Source organism: Spirulina subsalsa FACHB-351 (genome assembly GCF_026130165.1).
Classification (GTDB): Bacteria; Cyanobacteriota; Cyanobacteriia; order Cyanobacteriales; family Spirulinaceae; genus Spirulina_A; species Spirulina_A subsalsa_A.
The window spans coordinates 1-19,819 of record NZ_JAIHOM010000031.1 but is presented as its reverse complement, the minus strand read 5'-3'; the positions used below and the strand labels follow the sequence as shown (position 1 = coordinate 19,819).

At 48.6% G+C, this 19,819-nt stretch carries 16 protein-coding genes and 1 tRNA gene; 7 read left to right on the top strand and 10 right to left on the bottom strand.

From position 1 onward, the window contains the following. Positions 1–54: 54 nt before the first annotated feature. From tal to K4A83_RS08075, 3 genes are all read right to left on the bottom strand, one after another. Complete coding sequence (tal, locus tag K4A83_RS08085; protein ID WP_265263970.1) at positions 55–1,203, bottom strand: transaldolase; 1,149 nt, start codon at positions 1,201–1,203, stop codon at positions 55–57. A 190-nt stretch (positions 1,204–1,393) separates the two neighbouring features. Then, the gene (gene fbp, locus K4A83_RS08080; protein WP_265263968.1) at positions 1,394–2,482 is read right to left on the bottom strand and encodes a class 1 fructose-bisphosphatase; all 1,089 of its coding nucleotides are present in this window, start codon (positions 2,480–2,482) and stop codon (positions 1,394–1,396) included. 215 nt (positions 2,483–2,697) lie between these two features. Further along, positions 2,698–2,916 carry a hypothetical protein gene (locus K4A83_RS08075; RefSeq protein WP_265263967.1) on the bottom strand — a complete coding sequence of 73 codons (219 nt, stop codon included), beginning with the start codon at positions 2,914–2,916 and terminating at the stop codon, positions 2,698–2,700. A 144-nt stretch (positions 2,917–3,060) separates the two neighbouring features. Here K4A83_RS08075 and K4A83_RS08070 point away from each other — a divergent pair, with 144 nt between their 5' ends. After that, entirely contained in the window at positions 3,061–3,723 is a 663-nt protein-coding gene (locus K4A83_RS08070; protein ID WP_265263966.1) for a HEAT repeat domain-containing protein, read from the top strand. Positions 3,724–3,852: 129 nt separating this feature from the next. Further along, the gene (locus K4A83_RS08065) at positions 3,853–4,377 is read left to right on the top strand and encodes a phycobiliprotein lyase (RefSeq protein ID WP_265263965.1); all 525 of its coding nucleotides are present in this window, start codon (positions 3,853–3,855) and stop codon (positions 4,375–4,377) included. Positions 4,378–4,453: 76 nt separating this feature from the next. Here K4A83_RS08065 and K4A83_RS08060 read toward each other — a convergent pair whose 3' ends face one another. Next, entirely contained in the window at positions 4,454–5,944 is a 1,491-nt protein-coding gene (locus K4A83_RS08060) for a methyl-accepting chemotaxis protein (RefSeq protein WP_265263964.1), read from the bottom strand. Between the two features lie 373 nt (positions 5,945–6,317). Here K4A83_RS08060 and K4A83_RS08055 point away from each other — a divergent pair, with 373 nt between their 5' ends. The 3 genes from K4A83_RS08055 to K4A83_RS08045 all read left to right on the top strand — a co-directional run bounded on the left by K4A83_RS08055 (position 6,318) and on the right by K4A83_RS08045 (position 9,912). Then, complete coding sequence (locus tag K4A83_RS08055; RefSeq protein WP_265263963.1) at positions 6,318–7,520, top strand: argininosuccinate synthase; 1,203 nt, start codon at positions 6,318–6,320, stop codon at positions 7,518–7,520. Between the two features lie 583 nt (positions 7,521–8,103). Next, on the top strand, positions 8,104–8,364 hold the full coding sequence (locus tag K4A83_RS08050; RefSeq protein WP_265263962.1) for a glutaredoxin family protein: 261 nt from the start codon (positions 8,104–8,106) through the stop codon (positions 8,362–8,364). A 54-nt stretch (positions 8,365–8,418) separates the two neighbouring features. Continuing rightward, positions 8,419–9,912, top strand: coding sequence for a UDP-N-acetylmuramoyl-L-alanyl-D-glutamate--2,6-diaminopimelate ligase (locus tag K4A83_RS08045; protein ID WP_265263961.1), 1,494 nt, complete (start codon positions 8,419–8,421; stop codon positions 9,910–9,912). Here K4A83_RS08045 and K4A83_RS08040 read toward each other — a convergent pair. Together K4A83_RS08040 and K4A83_RS08035 are read right to left on the bottom strand one after the other, a co-directional pair. Continuing rightward, on the bottom strand, positions 9,889–10,335 hold the full coding sequence (locus K4A83_RS08040) for a lasso peptide biosynthesis B2 protein (RefSeq protein ID WP_265263959.1): 447 nt from the start codon (positions 10,333–10,335) through the stop codon (positions 9,889–9,891). The two genes, K4A83_RS08045 and K4A83_RS08040, sit on opposite strands and share 24 nt — an antisense overlap. After that, positions 10,301–10,585, bottom strand: a complete 285-nt coding sequence (locus K4A83_RS08035) for a PqqD family protein (RefSeq protein ID WP_265263958.1) — start codon at positions 10,583–10,585, stop codon at positions 10,301–10,303. Before K4A83_RS08035 ends, K4A83_RS08040 begins: the two co-directional genes overlap by 35 nt. Positions 10,586–10,713: 128 nt before the next feature. On the opposite strand from K4A83_RS08035, the gene K4A83_RS08030 reads away from it, so the two are divergent. Further along, positions 10,714–10,785 (top strand) — tRNA-Cys (locus K4A83_RS08030). A gap of 179 nt (positions 10,786–10,964) precedes the next feature. Here the strand turns inward: K4A83_RS08030 and thiL are convergent. Both thiL and K4A83_RS08020 read right to left on the bottom strand, forming a co-directional pair. Further along, entirely contained in the window at positions 10,965–11,993 is a 1,029-nt protein-coding gene (thiL, locus tag K4A83_RS08025; RefSeq protein WP_265263957.1) for a thiamine-phosphate kinase, read from the bottom strand. 21 nt (positions 11,994–12,014) lie between these two features. After that, entirely contained in the window at positions 12,015–13,142 is a 1,128-nt protein-coding gene (locus K4A83_RS08020; RefSeq protein WP_265263956.1) for a peptidylprolyl isomerase, read from the bottom strand. Positions 13,143–13,488: 346 nt separating this feature from the next. Here K4A83_RS08020 and K4A83_RS08015 point away from each other — a divergent pair, with 346 nt between their 5' ends. After that, entirely contained in the window at positions 13,489–16,500 is a 3,012-nt protein-coding gene (locus K4A83_RS08015) for a plasmid replication protein, CyRepA1 family (RefSeq protein ID WP_265263955.1), read from the top strand. A 101-nt stretch (positions 16,501–16,601) separates the two neighbouring features. Here the strand turns inward: K4A83_RS08015 and psbC are convergent, their stop codons facing one another. Further along, a complete protein-coding gene (gene psbC, locus K4A83_RS08010) occupies positions 16,602–17,984 on the bottom strand; it encodes a photosystem II reaction center protein CP43 (protein ID WP_265263954.1) in 1,383 nt (460 codons plus the stop codon). Then, positions 17,968–19,026, bottom strand: coding sequence for a photosystem II D2 protein (photosystem q(a) protein) (gene psbD / locus K4A83_RS08005; RefSeq protein ID WP_017306012.1), 1,059 nt, complete (start codon positions 19,024–19,026; stop codon positions 17,968–17,970). The genes psbC and psbD overlap by 17 nt, the downstream gene beginning before the upstream one ends. Positions 19,027–19,819: the final 793 nt, after the last annotated feature.

The window sequence follows — 19,819 nt, the reverse complement described above, 5'->3', positions numbered from 1 at the left end:
AAATGGGGAGTTAGGGGGTGAATTGATAATCAATAATTATTAATTATTAATCAACTAGACGGTGGCCAGTTGTTTTACTTTGTCTTCTAGGGAGGCCATGAGGGAGTCGAAGGGTTTGATAAATTTATCAATGCCTTCTTCTAATAATTCCGCCATGACGGCATCTAGATTAATGTCAACGTCAGGATCTTGTAGTGTACTCAGGTACTGTTTCGCTGTTTCAAGGTCAGACTCGATCCGATTGGCGGGATCACAGTGATCGGCACAAGCTTCCACAGTTTGGGGGGGCAGGGTGTTCACTGTGTCGGGGCCGATCAGTTCGTCTACATACATGACATCGCTGTATTCGGGGTTTTTGGTGCTGGTGCTAGCCCACAGGAGGCGCTGCACTTTGGCTCCTTTGTCCGCTAGGGCTTGCCACCGTTGGCTACCGAAGATGTCTTTATAGTGTTGATAGGCGATTTTAGCGTTGGCAATGGCGATTTTGCCTTTCAGGGCGATCAGTTTACTGGCTGTGTCTTGACTGACTCCGGCTTTAATTTTGGCATCTAAACGGTCGTCGATGTTGCTGTCAATACGACTGAGGAAGAAGCTAGCAACGGAGGCGATATTATGAATAGGTTGGCCTTGGGCTGCCCGTTGTTCTAGGCCTTTGATGTAAGCCCAAGCGGTGTCAATGTAACTCTGGACGGAGAAGAGCAGGGTGACGTTGACGTTAATGCCTTGGGCGATCGCGGCCTCAACGGCTGGGAGGCCTTCGGGGGTGCCTGGAATTTTAATCATGACGTTTTCCCGATTAATGGCCTGATAATACCGGATGGCCTCTTGGATGGTGCTGTCGGTGTCTTTGGCTAAGTTGGGGGGGACTTCAACACTTACATAGCCATCTAGCCCCTGAGTGGCTTCGTAGATGGGCTTAAATACATCACAGGCGTTACGGATGTCGTCGAATACCAACGACTCATAAATCTCTAGGGTGGACTGTCCGGCTTCAATTCCAGCGCGAATGGCCCCATCATAGATTTTATTGCCTGCGATCGCCTTCTCAAAAATCGCCGGGTTAGAAGTAATCCCATGAATCCCCCGCGTTTCAATCAACTGGGCCAGTTCCCCCGATTCAATTAAATCTCGACTCAAGTTATCCAGCCAAATACTTTGACCGTATTGATTTTCAATGTTTAAAATGGGGTTAGTTTTGGTCATAATATACCTCGCTTGAATAGGGAATTGATCATTGATAATTGTTGAATGTTTCGTTAGGTTTTGCGCTCCGCTGCACCCAACCTACAAATGGCTGTTTACTGATTAAAGATGGTGCGTCAGGATTGCAGTAATTTCTGCATTACCTAAGTTATTCTGCTGACGCACTCTACAGATGATTACTGCCTACTGTTCACTGATTTCGTTTGGCATGATCCTGAATAAAGGACTCAACTAACTGCACATCTTTCGGACTGCCAATAATTAAAGGTGTGCGGTAATGGAGTTTATCGGGGACCACATCTAATAAACGATTCATTCCCGTACTGGCTTTTCCTCCCGCTTGTTCAATCAAAAAAGCAAGGGGGGCAGACTCATAAAGTAAGCGTAACTTTCCTTCCGGTTTGTTGAGCATCCCCGGATATAAAAACACCCCACCTTGTAATAAAATCCGGTGAATATCCCCTACTAATGCGCCACTGTAACGGGCGGTGTAACCCTCATGACGGTGAACATAGCGGGTATAGTCTCTTAAGGATTCTTCCCACTGCCAAAAATTCCCCTCATTGACACTATAAACTGGACCATGTTCAGGGATTTTGATATGTTCTTCTGCTAAAATAAACTCCCCTAGACTGGGATCTAAAATAAACGAGTGAACCCCATCTCCAACGGAATAAACCAACACCGTTGACGGTCCATAAAGAATATAACCTGCCGCAATTTGCTTGTGTCCATCTTGCAATAAATCCGCAGCTTCTCCGTCTAAATCCTCCCCCTCCTGTTGACGAATAGAGAAGATAGATCCCACGTTTAAATTAATATCAACATTGGACGAACCATCAATAGGATCATACAGCAATGTATAACGTCCAATGGGACAGTTTTCCGGGATGTAATAGGGTTTGTCCATCTCTTCCGAGGCTAAACGACAAACCAATCCACTTTGTTTAAAAACGGAGATAAATACATCATTAGCGTAAACGTCCATTTTCTTTACAGACTCGCCTTGAACGTTCACTTCTCCGGTAAATCCTAATACCCCGGCCATCAATCCCGCACGACTCAAACGCCTCGCAATGAGTTTACCAGCGAGTGCAATGCGGTTCATAATCGCGCTAATATCCTGTGCTTCAGGAGACAACAGCGAGGGCGCATTTCGAGTTTTTACGGTTTGCTGTAAGACATGGCGGGATAAGGTGGTACAATCCCGATCTAATGCCTGCTCTGGGACAACTGATGGCGCTGTGGATGACGCTACAGCTTGCTCTGATGTTGTCATATTTTACCCTCCAAGATGAGCAGTAATTCTCAAGGGGAAGTTGAGAGGCTAGTTGCTCCTGAGTTCTGTCGATTGGCAAGACAAAATAGCTCCCCCTTTTTGATCCATGATAGGGAGATATGACGGGAAAGGGGCTGAACTTTACATAGGTTTCAGAATTTGGGGGGAATTTGCCCAAAATTCCCCCCAATTAAGTCAAAATACCTAGTATGGGTTTAATCAATTTGGATGGGTTGGGGACCGTTGTTATTGTTGCCGTTGTTATCATTTCCTCCGGAATTCGACAGATTAACTGCCCCTTGTTCTTTGAGCCAACTTTTGAGGGGATCTTCATTTAAATTGAGTTTAAAGACACCGGAAAAAAAGCCGCCCATAAAAGCAATGGGTTGTTGTAGGAGTTCTTTCCCCAAGGGCGTGAGTTCATCAAGAAACATAGCTACACTCCGAAAATGAAGATTCGTTAAGGATGGTTTTCCTTTGGGATCATAGCGTGTTTCTGGAGAGTGGCGGTGCGGTTTTGGCTTTTATCTGAGAAATTTATTACAATTTGTAAAGATACCATTACCCCCAGAATTCCCATGAGCTTAGAACAAATTGCTACCCAACTCGAAAGCGAGAATTCCCGCGATCGCATGATTGCCTTAGCTTCCCTGCGGGACTTTTCCCCCTCCGAGGCCTTCCCCCTGATCAAAAAAGTCCTCAATGATGAAGTGTTGCAAATTCGCTCAATGGCCGTCTTTGCCTTGGGGATTAAACCCACCGAGGAAAGTTTTGATATTTTAGTGAAACTGTTGGAAACCGACCCGGATTATGGCATTCGGGCTGATGCGGCTGGGGCATTAGGCTATTTAGAAGATCCCCGAGCCTTTGAACCCTTAGTGCGTGCGTTCTATGAAGATACAGAATGGTTAGTGCGCTTTAGTGCGGCCGTGTCTTTGGGGAACTTAAAGGATATCCGAGCGAAAGAGGCTCTAATTAGCGCACTGAAAGGGGATGAGGTGGTTTTACATCAAGCTGCGATCGCCGCCCTCGGAGAAATTAAAGCCCTTGATGCCGTCCCAGAAATGTTGAACTTCGTCTCATCCCCCGATTGGTTAGTCCGTCAACGTTTAGCCGAAGCCCTCGGCCATCTCCCCAGCGAACAAAGCATCTCAGCCCTGAAATATCTCGTCAAAGATAGCCACCCCCAAGTTCACCAAGCAGCCGCCCTGTCTTTGCAACGGCTCGAAACCGAATCATAATACAATGGGGATTAACAGCACTGAGTTAGACCCTTTCAGGTTGGCTCAGGGTGAGGATGAACGGGGAACCTCCAGCCCCCGTTTGTCCTAGATTATCTACTGTGTTTCCCCCAGAACAATAATTTTTTCATGGATATTAACGAATTTTTAGAACAATGCGCCGGAAAATGGTTCTCGCAACGCACCAGCTACCAATTAGTCGGAACAGAAGTAGACAATAGCAAATCCGATTTAACCGTCGAAATTCTGCCCCCTCAAGATCCCACAGTGGCCAGTTTAAGCGCATCAGAACAAATCACCCCGGAGCAAATATTAGGCGGTCTAAAAATGAGTTGGGATAATTCCGTAGACTGGGGAAAACCTAAACAGGTGGGCTTTAGCCTAATGGTCATGGTACCCGATAGCAATAATCAGGCCGAGGGTCAACTCATCCGTTCTGCCCCCCCTCAACCCACCCATCACGGTCGTTATATCTTGGCAGATGACACCCTCACCTTAATCATTGAAGAAGATTCCACCTATGCTGAGGAGCGCATCTGGTTTGCGAGTCCCAATTTACGTCTACGCACCAGTTTAGTCAGACAAGGAGAGACTTTTGTGCAAACAGGCTTCTACTCAGAAATACGCCGAATGACACAGAACAGTGATCAATAAATCCGTAGACATCCCCTAAAACCCCCTTGTCGCAACAGTAACCTAGGCGTTTCATCCCAATTTTTACCCTGCTCCCTTATTCTACAATCGCTTTGAGGTCAAATGCCGCATTATTGAGCTTATGTACACCCTGTTTAACTTGATTCATGCCACTACTACTTTGTTGCGCATTTTCATTAATGCTATTGGTGGCAATAACGACTTGTTGAATCGCAAAAGCTTGTTGTTTGGAGTTAACAGATATTTGCTGGGAGTTCAACACAATATTGTTGATTTGTTCAGAAACATCTGTGAAGGCTTTGGCTGTTTTTTGCGCTAAATTAACGGTGTTGCCTACACTTTTAATCCCTTCCTCTGTTACCATAACAGTTGAGAGGGTAGCTCGCTTAATTTCATTGACCAAGGTATTAATTTTGTGGGCGGATTTTTGGCTTTCGTCGGCGAGTTTGCGAATTTCTGCGGCTACGACGGAAAAACCACGGCCATGTTCACCTGAACGCACAGCTTCAACGGCGGCATTTAAGGCTAACATATTGGTTTGATTGGCTAAATCTCCAACTAATTGGGAAATATTACCAATTTGATTGGTTTGTTCACTTAAACGGGTAATTTGTTCGGCAATGGCTTCAACTTTGTTGCGGGTGTGACCCATTTCTACTAAGGTATCTTCAACTAGACGATTGCCATTTTGAGCGAAGGATAAGACTTGACTGGCACCGGAGGCAGAGGTTTCTGCTTGCTGACTCGCTTGTTTAGCAGAAATTTCTAAATCATCCATTGTTTTACTGGTTTCTTCCACAGAAATCACTTGATTACTGGTGAGTTTTTCCTGTTGTTGTACTGCTATACTAATATCCCGTGAAGAGTTGGTAATTTCGTCAATGGCTTGGCTTATTTTTTCGCTGACTAATGAGGCAATTAACCAAGCAATTAAAATAGCAGAAATGGCTGAAATAACTGCCCCTAAAATTAATAGGTTCACAGCATTTTGTAAGGTACTTCGTGCTTCCTGATTTTGGAGTTGGAGTCGATTAGTCTCTTCGGTGTTGAATTGACCATTAAGTTCTAAAAAGTTCAATAAAAACTGTTTGCCGCCTCCTTGACGAAATAAGTTAATCGATTCTTCTAGTCGATTTTGACTAATAAGATTAATCTGTTGCTGGGCGTAGGTGTTGTATTGTTCACCAATACTATTCATCTGCTGGAAACGTGCCATTTGTTGAGGATCTGTCACAATTTGGCTTAATTGTTGACTAGACTCTTGAAAATCTAACCAGCTTTGTTCATAGAGTTGGACAAATTCCCGATCTTGACTGAAAATATAAGCGCGGATATTAGCCACCATATTACTGCCTGCTAATGCCATTTTATCAACTTCAATGATGGATTCTTGGACAGTTTCAACTTGAGAAAACGCATCAAAAACACGGTTAGCGTTAGTATAAACAATCAGCGTTGAGCCTGCAAACACAGCAACCGGAATTGTGTAACCTAATAGCATTTGGGTTTTCAGCTTGAGGGTGTTCCAAATGCTTTGATTCTGAGAGGAAATTAACTGATCTTTCATTGCAGCCTCCTTGGCGCAACACAAATAGAATCACAAGTAAAGGTCTTGACTTAACTTGTGATAAAAAGTTACATTCTTATTATTCTTTGTGTCGAATGAGCTTTTTATTATTTTAACAAATTCTTTAAAGCTTGAGATAATTTAACTGTTGATCGCAAAAAATAGCCTAAATTTGTTAAATATGTAGCGAATTCAAAGGGGGAAACTCGATCTAAGGCTTAACTTGTCAAGGTTGGCTCTCCCCTTTTTTGGGGTTATCCTGTCTCGCCGAGGGCGTTTTCTAGATGAAATCTTAAATAACGCGATCGCATTTTACAAGAATCCCCTTCTCCCCTCTACAATAGGCCTCTAGTCGTTTTGTAAGAGAAAAGCTATGGGTCGTGCAAATAAAGTGATTTTGGCCTATTCCGGTGGTGTAGATACCTCCGTGTGCATCCCCTACCTGAAAGAAGAATGGGGTGTTCAGGACGTGATTACCTTGGCCGCAGACTTAGGTCAAGGGGAAGAACTCGGACCGATTCAGAAAAAAGCCCTAGATTCCGGTGCTTTGGAATCTTTGGTGGAAAATGGTCAGGAAAGTTTTGTGGTAGATTATGCTTTCCCGGCCATTCGTGCTAATGCCCTCTACGAGAACCGTTACCCCCTTGCGACGGCCTTGGCGCGCCCTTTAATCGCTAAAATGCTAGTAGAAGCGGCGGAAAAATATGGGGCCGATGCCGTAGCTCATGGTTGTACGGGGAAAGGCAATGATCAGGTGCGTTTTGATGTCTCCATTGCGGCGTTAAACCCCTCCATTAAGGTGTTAGCTCCAGCCCGGGAGTGGGGGATGAGTCGAGAGGAAACTATTGCCTACGGCGAAAAATTCGGCATTCCTACCCCGGTGAAAAAGTCCTCTCCTTTCAGTATTGACCGTAACTTGCTAGGGCGCAGTATTGAAGCGGGGCCGTTAGAAGATCCCATGACGGAACCTCCCGAGGAGATTTTTGTCATGACGAAGGCGATCGCAGAAACACCCAACGAGCCGGAATATGTCGAAATTGGCTTTGAAAAAGGGACTCCTGTCACCCTCAACGGCAACGCTTTAGGTCCGGTGGAATTGATTACCCAACTCAATGAGATTGTGGGCAATCATGGCGTAGGACGCATTGATATGATTGAAAACCGAGTAGTGGGGATTAAATCGCGGGAAATCTACGAATCCCCCGCGCTGTTGGTGTTAATCCAAGCCCACCGGGATCTCGAAAGTCTCACCCTCACGGCCGATGTGACCCAATACAAGCGGAATATTGAGGAATCCTACGCCAATTTGATCTATCAAGGGCTGTGGTATAGTCCCCTGAAAGGCGCGTTAGATGCCTTTATTAACCAAACCCAAGAGCGGGTCAGTGGTGTGGTGCGTGTGAAGCTATTTAAGGGCAATGCGATGATTGTGGGTCGCAGATCGGAAAATTCAATCTATGCCCCCAGTCTAGCCACCTACACCTCTGAGGATACCTTTGACCACAAGGCGGCTGAAGGCTTTATTTATATTTGGGGCCTACCCACTCGCGTCTGGTCTGAAAAAATGCGAGGCTAATACAGGAAATGGGGAGTAGGGAATTGATAATTGACAATTGATAATTGACAATTATTTCCGACTCCTGACTCCCCATTCCTGACTCCCGATTGGGCGCTAAAGTGCGGCTACGAAACGGATTCCTGATTGGGCGCTAAAGCGCAACTACGAACCGGATTCCTGATTGGGCGCTAAAGTGCAACTACGAACCGGATTCCCGATTGGGCGCTAAAGCGCAACTACGAACCGGATTCCTGATTGGGTGCTAAAGCGCAACTACGAACCGGATTCCCGATTGGGCGCTAAAGTGCAGCTACGAAACGGATTCCCGATTGGGCGCTAAAGTGCAACTACGAAACGGATTCCCGATTGGGCGCTAAAGCGCAACTACGAACCGGATTCCCGATTGGGCGCTAAAGTGCAGCTACGAAACGGATTCCCGATTGGGCGCTAAAGTGCAACTACGAACCGGATTCCCGATTGGGCGCTAAAGCGCAACTACGAACCGGATTCCTGATTGGGTGCTAAAGCGCAACTACGAACCGGATTCCTGATTGGGTGCTAAAGCGCAACTACGAACCGGATTCCCCTAGAAACCCTAGCGATGAAACTGATTTTTTATCATAAACCGGGCTGCCATCTCTGTGAAACCTTGGCGGAGAAACTGACCCAACTGCCCAATTTATCCCTAGAGTTGGAGATGCGGGATATTAACACCCGTGCAGATTGGTTTGAGGCCTATGAGTACGAAATTCCGGTCTTAGCCCAAGTCGTGGAGGGGGAGGAGGTGGTGTTACCCCGTCTTTCTCCTCGTCTCCCTATACAGCAAATGGAGCGTATGTTAAAAAAAACGTTAAGAATGTAATACTAACTGGGAAGAAATCCCCAAGGGTCTAACAACGCACTAAGAGGAGTGGCTATGACGACATTAAAAGCATTGTTGGCGCAGGTGCCGAATCTAGGGCAACTCCCGGAACACCCGGCACTAGAAACTGAAGTGAAAGGACTTTCGACCAATTCCCACGCTTGTCAAGCGGGGGATTTGTTTATGGGGATGCCGGGAACACGAGTGGATGGGGGAGAGTTCTGGGAAAGTGCGATCGCCTCGGGAGCCATTGCCGCCCTAATTAGCCCAGAAGCGGCGGCGAAATGCCCCCCCAAGGAGGCCTGTGTGATTGTTGTTCCCGATATAGTGGAGGTCTGCGCCCAAGTGGCGGGGCTATTCTATCAACAGCCCGCCCAACAGTTAAATATGGTAGGGGTGACGGGAACCAATGGCAAAACTACCACGACCCATTTAATTGAACACTTTTTACGAGGGGTAAATAAACCCACAGCCCTCTTGGGGACGTTATATGTGCGTTGGCAAGGCTATGAGGAGACGGCCGTTCATACTACCCCCTTCGCGGTGGACTTACAAGGCCAATTAGCCACCGCATTACAGGCCGGGAGTGAGTACGCGGTGATGGAGGTCAGTTCCCATGCTTTGGTTCAAGGACGGGTCAAACAATGTCCCTTTGAGGTGGCGGTGTTTACCAATTTGACTCAAGATCACCTGGATTTTCACGAAACGATGGAAAATTATTATCAGGCCAAGGCGTTACTCTTTAGCCCGGAGTATTTAAAGGGACGGGCGGTGATTAACCAAGATGACCCCTACGGACAACGGTTAATTGAGAGTTTACCCCCGGAGAAAGTCTGGCGCTATAGTGTCACCGATGCCTCGGCGGATTTGTGGATGAGTGATTTAAGCTATGAGGCCACAGGAGTTCAGGGGATGTTACACACCCCCCAAGGGGAAATAGAATTTCAATCGCCTTTGGTGGGTCAGTTTAATTTAGCGAATGTTTTGGCGGCAACGGGGGCGGCGCTCCATTTAGGGGTGAGTTTGCCGGAGATTGTCCAACTCTTAACCCAGTTTCCGGGGGTGCCAGGGCGCATGGAACGGGTGCAAATTTCCCCGGATCAAGATATTAGTGTGATTGTGGACTATGCCCATACTCCGGATAGTTTGGAAAACCTGTTGAAAGCGTCTCGGCCGTTTATTGCGGGGAAAGCGATTTGTGTGTTTGGTTGTGGGGGCGATCGCGATCGCACCAAGCGCCCCAAAATGGGAAAAATCGCTGCCGACTTAGCCGATATCGCCGTGGTGACATCAGACAATCCGCGCACGGAAGATCCTGAACAAATTTTGCGGGATGTGGTGGCCGGGATTGATCCGAGTCAGAATCCGGTGGTGATTGGCGATCGCGCTACCGCCATCCGTCAGGCTATTCTAGACGCAGAACCGGGGGATGGGGTTCTCATTGCCGGAAAAGGCCACGAAGACTATCAAATCCTCGGTACCGAAAAGATCCACTTTGACGACCGAGAACAAGCCCGAGAAGCCCTACAAGTGCGGTTTTCCCGTTAACGGTGCAAACACCTGATACTCCTCATAAACCTCTGTCCCTTGATTTAAGGGTTGACCCTGTACCTCAACCCAAGCATGGGCTTCTAGTTGTTGTCCTTCCCGTCTTACCCCAATGCGCAATACACTGTCCACCCCCTGACACCGGAGGAGGGTTTGTAAAACTAGGGCTTGGGGTAAACAGGAGGTGGAGGTATAACGAGCGGTCACTTTAACCATTTCTGCCGTTGTAGGGAGGGCATCATTGGCCAGGGGGAAGGTGGGGAGGGAGTTGAGGAGAGTTTGGGTGCGTTTTAGCCCCAAGACTTGCAGGGAGAGCGTCACTAGGGGCAGGGCGAATAGGGCTAAGAGGAAACAAGAACGCGATCGCCCAGATAACCCCCCATAAGTCCTAAGTTTCCCCCTCACTAATTTCCACCAACTCATAAGCTAATAACTCATCCACAAACTTCAGCAAATCGGCTTTTAGGCGTTCTATGTCCACATCATACTCCTCCACCAACACCGCCGAAGCTTCCGCAATAGAACTTGACTCTTGCAGCACTTCCAGCATTCGCGTGCCGATTTCATCTAAACCAAAATACTGTTCATTATTCAAATTGAGCAAGACGGCCTCTCCCGCTAAATCCTGCATCAATACATCTGGAGCCAAGGTAACTCGTTGGGTAAGCATCATCGGTGACAATGTGGACAGAAACCGACCGCTATTGTAGCCTAGGTTGTGCCTTGAGTCGTGAAAAGTTTTCCACTCGGGACTTGTAAAGCACCCGTTCATTCTGTTAGAATTGGATCTCGGATATTTACGGCGGCATAGCCAAGTGGTAAGGCCGAGGTCTGCAAAACCTCTATTCTCCAGTTCAAATCTGGATGCCGCCTTTTAAAATCAGGAGTTCAGCCATCCTTGGACTCCGCCAAAACCGCAAAATCCCCCCAATTTGAAGATCCTAATTTGAAGATCCTCATGGGCGCTTGCTGAATAACTCGGGGAGTCAGGAATAGGGGAGAGGGGAGCAGGGGAGCAGGGGAAAAATTCCCTATCACCTATTCCCTATTCCCTATTCCCTGTTCCCTGTTCCCTGTGGCGCGTAATGTTGAAAACTGCGCTCTAGGCTGAGAGTTTGCGGGAGGATGTGACCTTGAGCATCTTGTAAGAGAATGCGGGGAGAGGCAGTAATTTGACCAATAATAGCCGCCCGGGGGCCTAAATTGGCGACTAAACTCCGAGCTAAAGCCGGGGCAAGACAGAGAACCAGTTCAAAATCTTCTCCGCCGTAGAAGACCCAATCCCATAGGGTTTCAGGCTCTAGCCAATGGCTAAAGCCCGGGGGAATCGGAATGCGAGCTAGATTAATCACAGCCCCCACCTGACTAGCGCGACAAATTTGGGCGATCGCATCTCCTAAACCATCACTACTATCCATTCCCGCCAGATGTAGGCTTTCGTCCAACTTCCACAACTCTGGTAGCACATCTAGACGGGGGCGAGGGTGTTGATGACAGTTAATCAGCCTCTGACGTTGACGTGGAGTTAACACCTCCCCCCGTTGGGGATCAAGCAATAATTCTAGACCCGCTTTAGACCCCCCATGATAGCCCGTCACCACAATCGCATCTCCCACCTGGGCAAAATCCCGACGGATCACCCGGTGGGGTAGGGTTTCCCCCAATGCCGTGATCGCCACCGTTACCAACGATCCCCCACATAAATCTCCCCCAATCAGAGGCGTGTCATATTGGGTCAGACAAGCGTTTATGCCCTCATATAGACCTTGTACCCAAGCTGAGGGCAAATCATTGGGGAGCGTTAAACTCACGGTAATTCCGAGGGGATTAGCCCCCATAGCAGCTAAATCGGAAAGATTGGCCGCCGTCACTCGCCAACCCACATCAAAGGGGGATAGGGTGCGATCGCAAAAATGCACCCCATCGACAAAAGAATCCGTCGTCACCACCAGCAAATGACCGGGCGACACCGACAAAATCGCCCCATCATCACCAATCAGGGTATTAGAACAGAACCGTTGCACCATGCGCAACAGATGCTGTTCCCCCAAATCTCCCACCAACTGCCCTGAATCACTCATAAAACCCAGACGGCCTCAATCCTAAACTTCCAAATTATCCGCCCCTTGAATCACCCGAGCGCGGATCACCTGATCCTCATTCGTTAGTTTGGCAAGCACATCCTGACCTTCCACCACATAACCAAACACCGAATAACGACCATCCATTAAGTTATAGCCCGGCGGTGTCAGTTCACGGTCAAACAAGAAGAAAAACACCTGAGACGAACCCCCATTCGCATCCCCACTCGGACGAGCCAACGCCAAAGCACCATAGGCATTGAAGGGTAACGCAGGCTGGGCTAAATATAACCCCGCATCCTCTAGGGTAATGCCATAAATCGGTTCGTCATCCCCTTGTACCTTAATTTCCATCGGAATCGCTCGATATTCCCCGGTTTTAGGGTCAATAAATCCCTCTTCATCCCCCGGAGGATTACCCGTCTGCACCACAAAACCCTCCCGTTGGAAGAAATCTAAACCATCATAAAAACCGCGTTGCACCAAATCTACAAAATTCCCCGCATTCACTGGGGCATTGTAACCATCCACAATAATCGTTAGTGTCCCTTGAGTGGTTTCCATTTCCACTGTAGCCCGACCTTTCAGTTGAGGAAGATTCCCATACTCTTCCGGCACCGTAAAGGGAAATCCTGTTACCATTAACTCCTCAAGATCAGTCAAAGCGTTTAAAATCTGTCGTCGAACTTCCCACACCACAGGTTTATCTTTATTCTCTGCTGCTGCTTGGAGTTGCTTCACATCCTCCGTCACTTGAGCTAGGATGGTCTGGGCTTCAGTTTGGCGATCGCTAGGAATATCGGCCAAAATCTCATCTTTGCCATAATTTAAGATCAGTGCCGCATCCTTCAGATCCCGCATCACCGTACTCCACCGTTTAGCACGCAGAGAGGTAGAAATACCCTCAATACTGCCTTGCAGTTGTCGCACTTCTTGATTCTCAATGGGTAGGGCATAGCGTAAAATGGCTGTGGGATCCGTAATGGCATCTCCTTGAGCCAGTTGGCTTTTTCGCCCTGAAGAAAGGCTATTCGTATTCCATCCCGCGCCACTTAAGGTCACAGAGAGGGGTAATAGCAAAAGGGCAACTAAACTCGTAGTGAGCAGGCGTTTGCCCCAATCTTGCCAAAATCTGCTTAAAGGTTTCATACACAAAAAATAATTTTCTAATAATCTTGATTTTTGGTTTAGTTGAGGGCAGATTGATTCACAAGGGAATCGATCCCCTTCTATCTTCTCACGAAATAGAACGGGAGATTGGAAGCCCTGCCCACTCAATATCTTGACCTTCAAAACTCACCCCACCTGCTAGGGCGCGGGGTGAGGGTGCGTCGCGCTCTTGTTCAAAACTCCCTCGGGTGTACAACATCTGTCTGGGTGCTTGATTTTTGTCGTTAGTACACTATTAGTAGTATTTTTTTCTTAAGACCACTTCTCAGACCGCTAGATATAGCGTAGGATGGAATACCCTAGTGAGTCATGAAGAAAAGACACCGTGTATTATTTGAAGGAATGGGCTGCGAGTTGTGTTGATGATCAACTGACTCGTTTAAACGTGACAGTCTTAAAAGGCGATCGCCCCTACGACTATCTTCTCTATGCCGATGACCTGCCACGACGCAATGATGGGCGGATTCGCGACTCGATTCTGAAGCGCTATCAACACCTTGAGGAGGGGGGATGGTGGTGTTCTGGCATTGATGTATTAACGGGGGATGAGGATTTATGGGGCTGTTTTAAACCCATGTCCCCCCGTTATGGCAGCCAAAAGCAGAAACCGATTAAATACGAACACCCCCCCAAAACCAATACAGGTATTTTTGCCCTACGAGTGCCGTTACACCTGTGGCAACGCATCGCCCAACGCTACAAGGTGTCTATTTTGCCGGAAGATTTAGACCCCCAACAACCGGATTTAGGGTTTTGGCAGTGGTTAATCACCCATCCTGAGATTCCCTTGTGTATTACAGAAGGGGCAAAAAAGGCTGGTGCTTTGTTAACGGCCGGATTTGCGGCGATCGCACTTCCGGGAATTTATGGCGGCTACCGAGTCCCCCGAGATGAGGAGGGAAACATCATCGGCAAGTCTCGCCTCATCCCCCAACTGGAAAAATTCGCCCAAAATAAGCGCCCCATTTATATCGTTTTTGACCAAGACCAAAAACCCAAAACCATTCAAGCCGTTAATGCCGCCATTCGTCAAACGGGCTATCTCCTGACTCGTCAAGGGTGCGAGGTGCGAGTAGTGCAATGGCACCCCCAACAAGGGAAAGGGGTAGATGATTTAATTGCCGCCCAAGGAGTGAAAGCCTTTGAAGTTGCCTATAGTCAAGCCCTGACTCTAGAAACTTGGAAAGCCCACAGTTTAAGCCAACTCACCTATCGGGCTGCCCACTCCCTCAATGCTCGTTATTTGCCCGAGTTAGAGATTCCCCCAGAAGCCCGCTTAATTGGCCTCAAATCCCCCAAAGGCACGGGCAAAACCCAATTTTTAACCCAAGTGGTACAAAAAGCCCTAGAACGTCAACAGTGGGTGTTAGTCATTGGCCATCGGGTGCGTTTAGTCGAAGCCCTCTGTCAACGTTTTGGGCTGAAGTATATCACCGATGTCCAAGACAATCCCACCGGGCAAGCCTTGGGCTATGGTCTTTGTATTGACTCCCTCCATCCCAACTCCCAAGCCAAATTCAAGGCCGGGGATTGGTCTAATGGGGTGGTGATTATCGATGAAGTCGAACAAGTCCTCTGGCACGGTTTAAACTCCACCACCTGCCAGAATCAACGGGTCGCCATTTTAAAATCCCTCAAAACCTTGTTAGAAAATACCCTAGGGGACCAAGGACAGGTTTATGTGGCCGATGCCGATTTAAGTGATGTGTCTCTGGATTACCTCCTCAAGTTGGCCGGGGTAAACGTGCAGCCTTGGGTGATTGAAAACCACTGGCAGCCCACCCAGGAGGACGCTTGGCCCATCCACCACTACACAGAAACCACGCCGGATCATTTATTACAGGATTTAGTGCAGCATATCGCTGAGGGGGGCAAGCCTTTTGTCTGTCTTTCGGCCCAAAAGTTACAAAGTCAGTGGGGAACCTGCAATTTAGAGGCCTATTTAACCAGCCAATTCCCCACAGCCCGCATTTTGCGCCTAGATTCGGAGTCTTTAGCCGATCCCACCCACCCCGCCTATGGGTCTATGGAAAATCTGGATGAACGACTGAAAAACTATGATATTGTGTTGGCCAGTCCGGTGATTGAAACCGGGGTGAGCATTGAGTTACGGGGTCATTTTTCCTCGGTGTGGGCGATCGCCCAGGGCATCCAAAGCGAGAATTCTGTCCGTCAGGCCTTGGGACGGCTGCGGGAAAACCTACCCCGCTTTCTCTGGGTAGCACCCTATGGCTTTAACCAAGTGGGCAACGGATCCACCTCGATTCCTGCCCTCCTTGACTCAGGACAGCGTTTAACTCAGGTCAACATCCGTTTACTCCAACAGTCGGATTTTGATGCCTTAGATGACCTAGAAACGGGCTTTCAGGCAGAATCTTTGCTCTGTTGGGCTAAGTTTGCCGTCCGTCTCAATGCGGCCATGTTGAACTATCGTGAGATGGTGTTCACGGGGTTATTGCGAGAGGGTCATTATGAGGTGACTCCCCGAGAGGAGGCTGTAAACCTTGATCGCTGTCCAGAAAAAGCGGACACTTCTCCGGTTTCTCTGGGTGATGCGATCGCCCAAGTACGGGATCACAACTATCACCTTGAATGTAATGCGATCGCCCAAAGTCCCGATCTCACCGAAACCACCTATCAACTCCTGAAAAAACAACTGATCAAAACCCCCAGCCAACGGCGCAAAGTCCGTAAATACGAACTAAAACAGCGTTATGGGATTACCATCTCCCCCCAACTCATCATCCGAGATGACGAGGGATGGTACAGTCAGTTACGCTTACACTACTTCCTCACCTTCGGTCGTCCCTACCTCAGTGAACGAGATTGTTTCATCGCCAAACAACTCATGGAACAAGGAGAAGGGGCAATCTTCCCCCCAGACTTCAACCGTTCCCAACTTGGGGCCGCCATTGGCACATTAGAACAGTTAGGTCTTCCCACCCTCCTCGCCCACCCTGAACGAGAACTCTGTAACAGCGACACCGACCTGCAAGCCATGCAGCATCTCGCCCTGAGCCATCGTTCCTTTATTAAAACTGTCTTAGGGATTGGACTAGCCAAGAATTCCACCCCCATTGTCATTGTGCGGCGACTGTTAGAACAAATCGGCTATGGAGTCCAATGTATTAAATACAAAAAAGACCCCAACCAACCTCGAAAACGCCTCCGAGTTTATCAATTAGTGAGTCCTGAAGATGAACGTTTTGAGGTGTTCGAGTATTGGTTATCTCAAGAAAAGGAAATCTGGCGCAGTTTGGAGGATTATCCTACGATCATTCGACCTGTGAGCGAGACAAATTGGCATAGTCCTTATATCCAGCTCTCCTTATTTTGAGAGCCTGATCCATTTTCAGCCAGCCCAAAATAGAAGAGGCGACTGTTTCCAGTCGCCTCTGATTTCGTAACTCACGCCAACATTGACTGAGTAGTTAACCCTTAGTCAATATCTTCCATAAAGAGTACGGGTTCAGTTTCGCGGTCGATGCCTTTTTCAAAACCAGCCGCTGCCGCACGAGCGCGTCCAGAGTGCCAGAGGTGGCCTACGAGGAAGAAGAAGCCTAACACAAAGTGAGAGGTTCCCAACCAAGCGCGGGGGTTCACATAGTTAAAGGAGTTCGGCTCAGTAATGATCCCACCCACAGAGTTCAAAGAACCGTTGGGAGCGTGGGTCATGTACTCAGAAGCGCGGCGAATTTGCCAAGGTTGAATATCGTTTTGGATTTTGTCGAGATCCAAACCATTGGGACCACGGAGGGGTTCTAACCAAGGACCACGGAAGTCCCAGAAACGCATGGTTTCACCACCGAAGATGATCTCACCCGTGGGAGAGCGCATCAGGTATTTACCCAGACCTGTGGGGCCTTGAGCAGAACCGACGTTAGCTCCTAAGCGTTGGTCACGGGCTAAGAACACTAAGGCTTGAGCTTGAGAGGCTTCAGCGTTGGTGGGGCCGTAGAACTCACTGGGATAAGCGGTGTTGTTGAACCACACATAGAAGGAAGCGATAAAGCCCATTAAGGACAGAGCTCCTAAGCTGTAGGAGAGATAAGCTTCACCAGACCAGATAAAGGCGCGACGCACCCAACCGAAGGGCTTGGTCAGAATGTGCCAGATCCCACCACCGATACAGATTAAGCCGATCCAAATGTGACCGCCGATGATGTCTTCCATGTTGTTGACCCCAATGATCCAACCTTCTCCACCGAAGGGAGCGTTGATCAGGTAGCCAAAAATAACGGCGGGGTTCAGGGTGGGGTTAGTAATGATCCGAACATCACCACCACCCGGGGCCCAAGTGTCATAGACACCGCCGAAGAACATGGCCTTAGCGACGAGCAACAAGGCACCGCAGCCCAACAGGATCAGGTGATACCCGATGATGTTGGTCATTTGGTTTTTGTCGGCCCAGTCATAGCCGAAGAAGTCAGAATATTCTTCTAAGGTTTCGGGGCCGCGGATGGCGTGGTAAATCCCACCTAAACCGAGGACGGCGGAAGAAATGAGGTGTAATACACCTACGACGAAGTAGGGGAAGGTATCGACGACTTCACCACCGGGGCCTACGCCTAAGCCTAGGGTGGCTAGGTGGGGCAGTAGGATTGCCCCTTGTTCGTACATGGGTTTGTCGGGCGTGAAGTGGGACAGTTCAAAAAGGGTCATTGCCCCAGCCCAGAATACAATCAGGCCAGCGTGGGCTACATGAGCGCCCAGCAGTTTACCAGAAAGGTTAATTAAGCGAGCGTTGCCCGACCACCAGGCGAACCCGGTGGATTCAATATCACGACCACTACTGATCGTAGGACTAGAGAGCGTTACCACGAGGCAATACCTCCTCTGGGAATTCAAAGTTTTCGTGGGGTTGGTCTTGGGGAGCCATCCAAGCTCGTAGACCTTCGTTTAACAGGATGTTCTTGGTGTAGAACGTTTCAAATTCGGGGTCTTCTGCTGCCCGGATTTCTTGGGATACGAAGTCGTAGGCGCGGAGGTTTAAGGCTAAACCGACGATGCCCACTGAACTCATCCACAAGCCCGTTACGGGAACGAACAACATGAAGAAGTGTAACCAACGTTTGTTGGAGAAGGCAATGCCAAAGATTTGACTCCAGAAACGGTTAGCTGTCACCATGCTGTAGGTTTCTTCCGCTTGGGTGGGGTTGAAGGCGCGGAAGGTGTTGGCTTGGTCGCTGTCTTCAAATAGGGTGTTTTCTACGGTGGCGCCGTGGATGGCACAGAGTAATGCACCGCCGAGGATTCCGGCTACCCCCATCATGTGGAAGGGGTTTAGTGTCCAGTTGTGGAAGCCTTGCAGGAACAGGATGAAGCGGAAGATGCCCGCTACTCCGAAACTGGGGGCAAAGAACCAACTGGATTGTCCCAAGGGGTACATTAAAAACACGCTGACGAAGACGGAGATCGGACCGGAGAAGGCGATCGCATTGTAAGGACGAATCCCTACTAAGCGGGCAATCTCAAACTGACGGAGCATGAAGCCAATCAGCCCGAATGCGCCATGTAAGGCCACGAAGGGCCACAGTCCGCCAATTTGACACCAACGGGTAAAATCCCAGTTGGCTTCGGGTCCCCACAGGAAGAGCAGGGAGTGACCGAAGGCATCGGCGGGGGAGGAAACGGCTACGGTGATGAAGTTTGCCCCTTCCAGGTAGGAGGAGGCGAGTCCGTGGGTGTACCAGGAGGTGACGAAGGTGGTTCCGGTGAGCCAACCGCCCAAGGCCATGTAGGCACAGGGGAAGAGCAATAAACCTGACCAACCGATAAATACGAAGCGATCGCGCTTTAGCCAGTCATCGACTGAATCAAACCAGCCTCGTTCCTGCTGTACGCGCCCGACTGCAATTGTCATAATTCAAAACCTCTTGCTTCACTAAAACAATGCAAGATTTACGTTTACTAAATATCTCTTTTCCCAATTCCTCAATCAGTCCTCGGAAATAGAGACGGGAGACTGTCCCTTTTTTAAGGTTCTGGTTATTATCCCAGATTTTCGATTTTCCTGAGCAAGTTTTGCCTTTGATACCTTTCAACAGGTTAGATTGCTCAGTTTGTCGGGTCAGTTGGGGGGGTAGAACAACACCGCCCCAGAATTTGCCCAGATTCAGGCAGACTATTGCTAAGAAGACAGTAAGGGACTTAGCAGATCCACTCTTCCTCGTCTGTCGGCCGACTGATGAGCTAGCCTTGAGGCAGAACATCTACTCAGCTAGAGGTGAGGGAAAATAATTCAGACCCCGGGGGACATAGGGCTGAGTCCCGTCTAATAAATTAATACTTCTTAATCTGCCCCCAAGTCAAGTAAACAACTCAAGTCAAAGGCTTTTAATCTAGGTATTTCGGACTACCGAACCCTTAGATCGGAAAACCTGCTTCCCAATATTATTACCAAAAATTTTACAAATTGACACATTTTTCCTCAGAAATCTCAGTGTCTCGGAGGAGGGGGAGAGGGGGAGTAGGGGAGCAGGGGAGCAGGGGAGCAGGGGAGCGGGGAATTGACAATTGACAATTATCAATTCTCAGGGGAGCAGGGGGGCAGGGGAGCAGGGGAGCAGGGGAGCAGGGGAGAGGAGAGAGTCTGGAGTCGTTAATAATTCTCTATTCTCACTTCTCTATTCTCACTTCGCGGGGGAGGAGGGGAG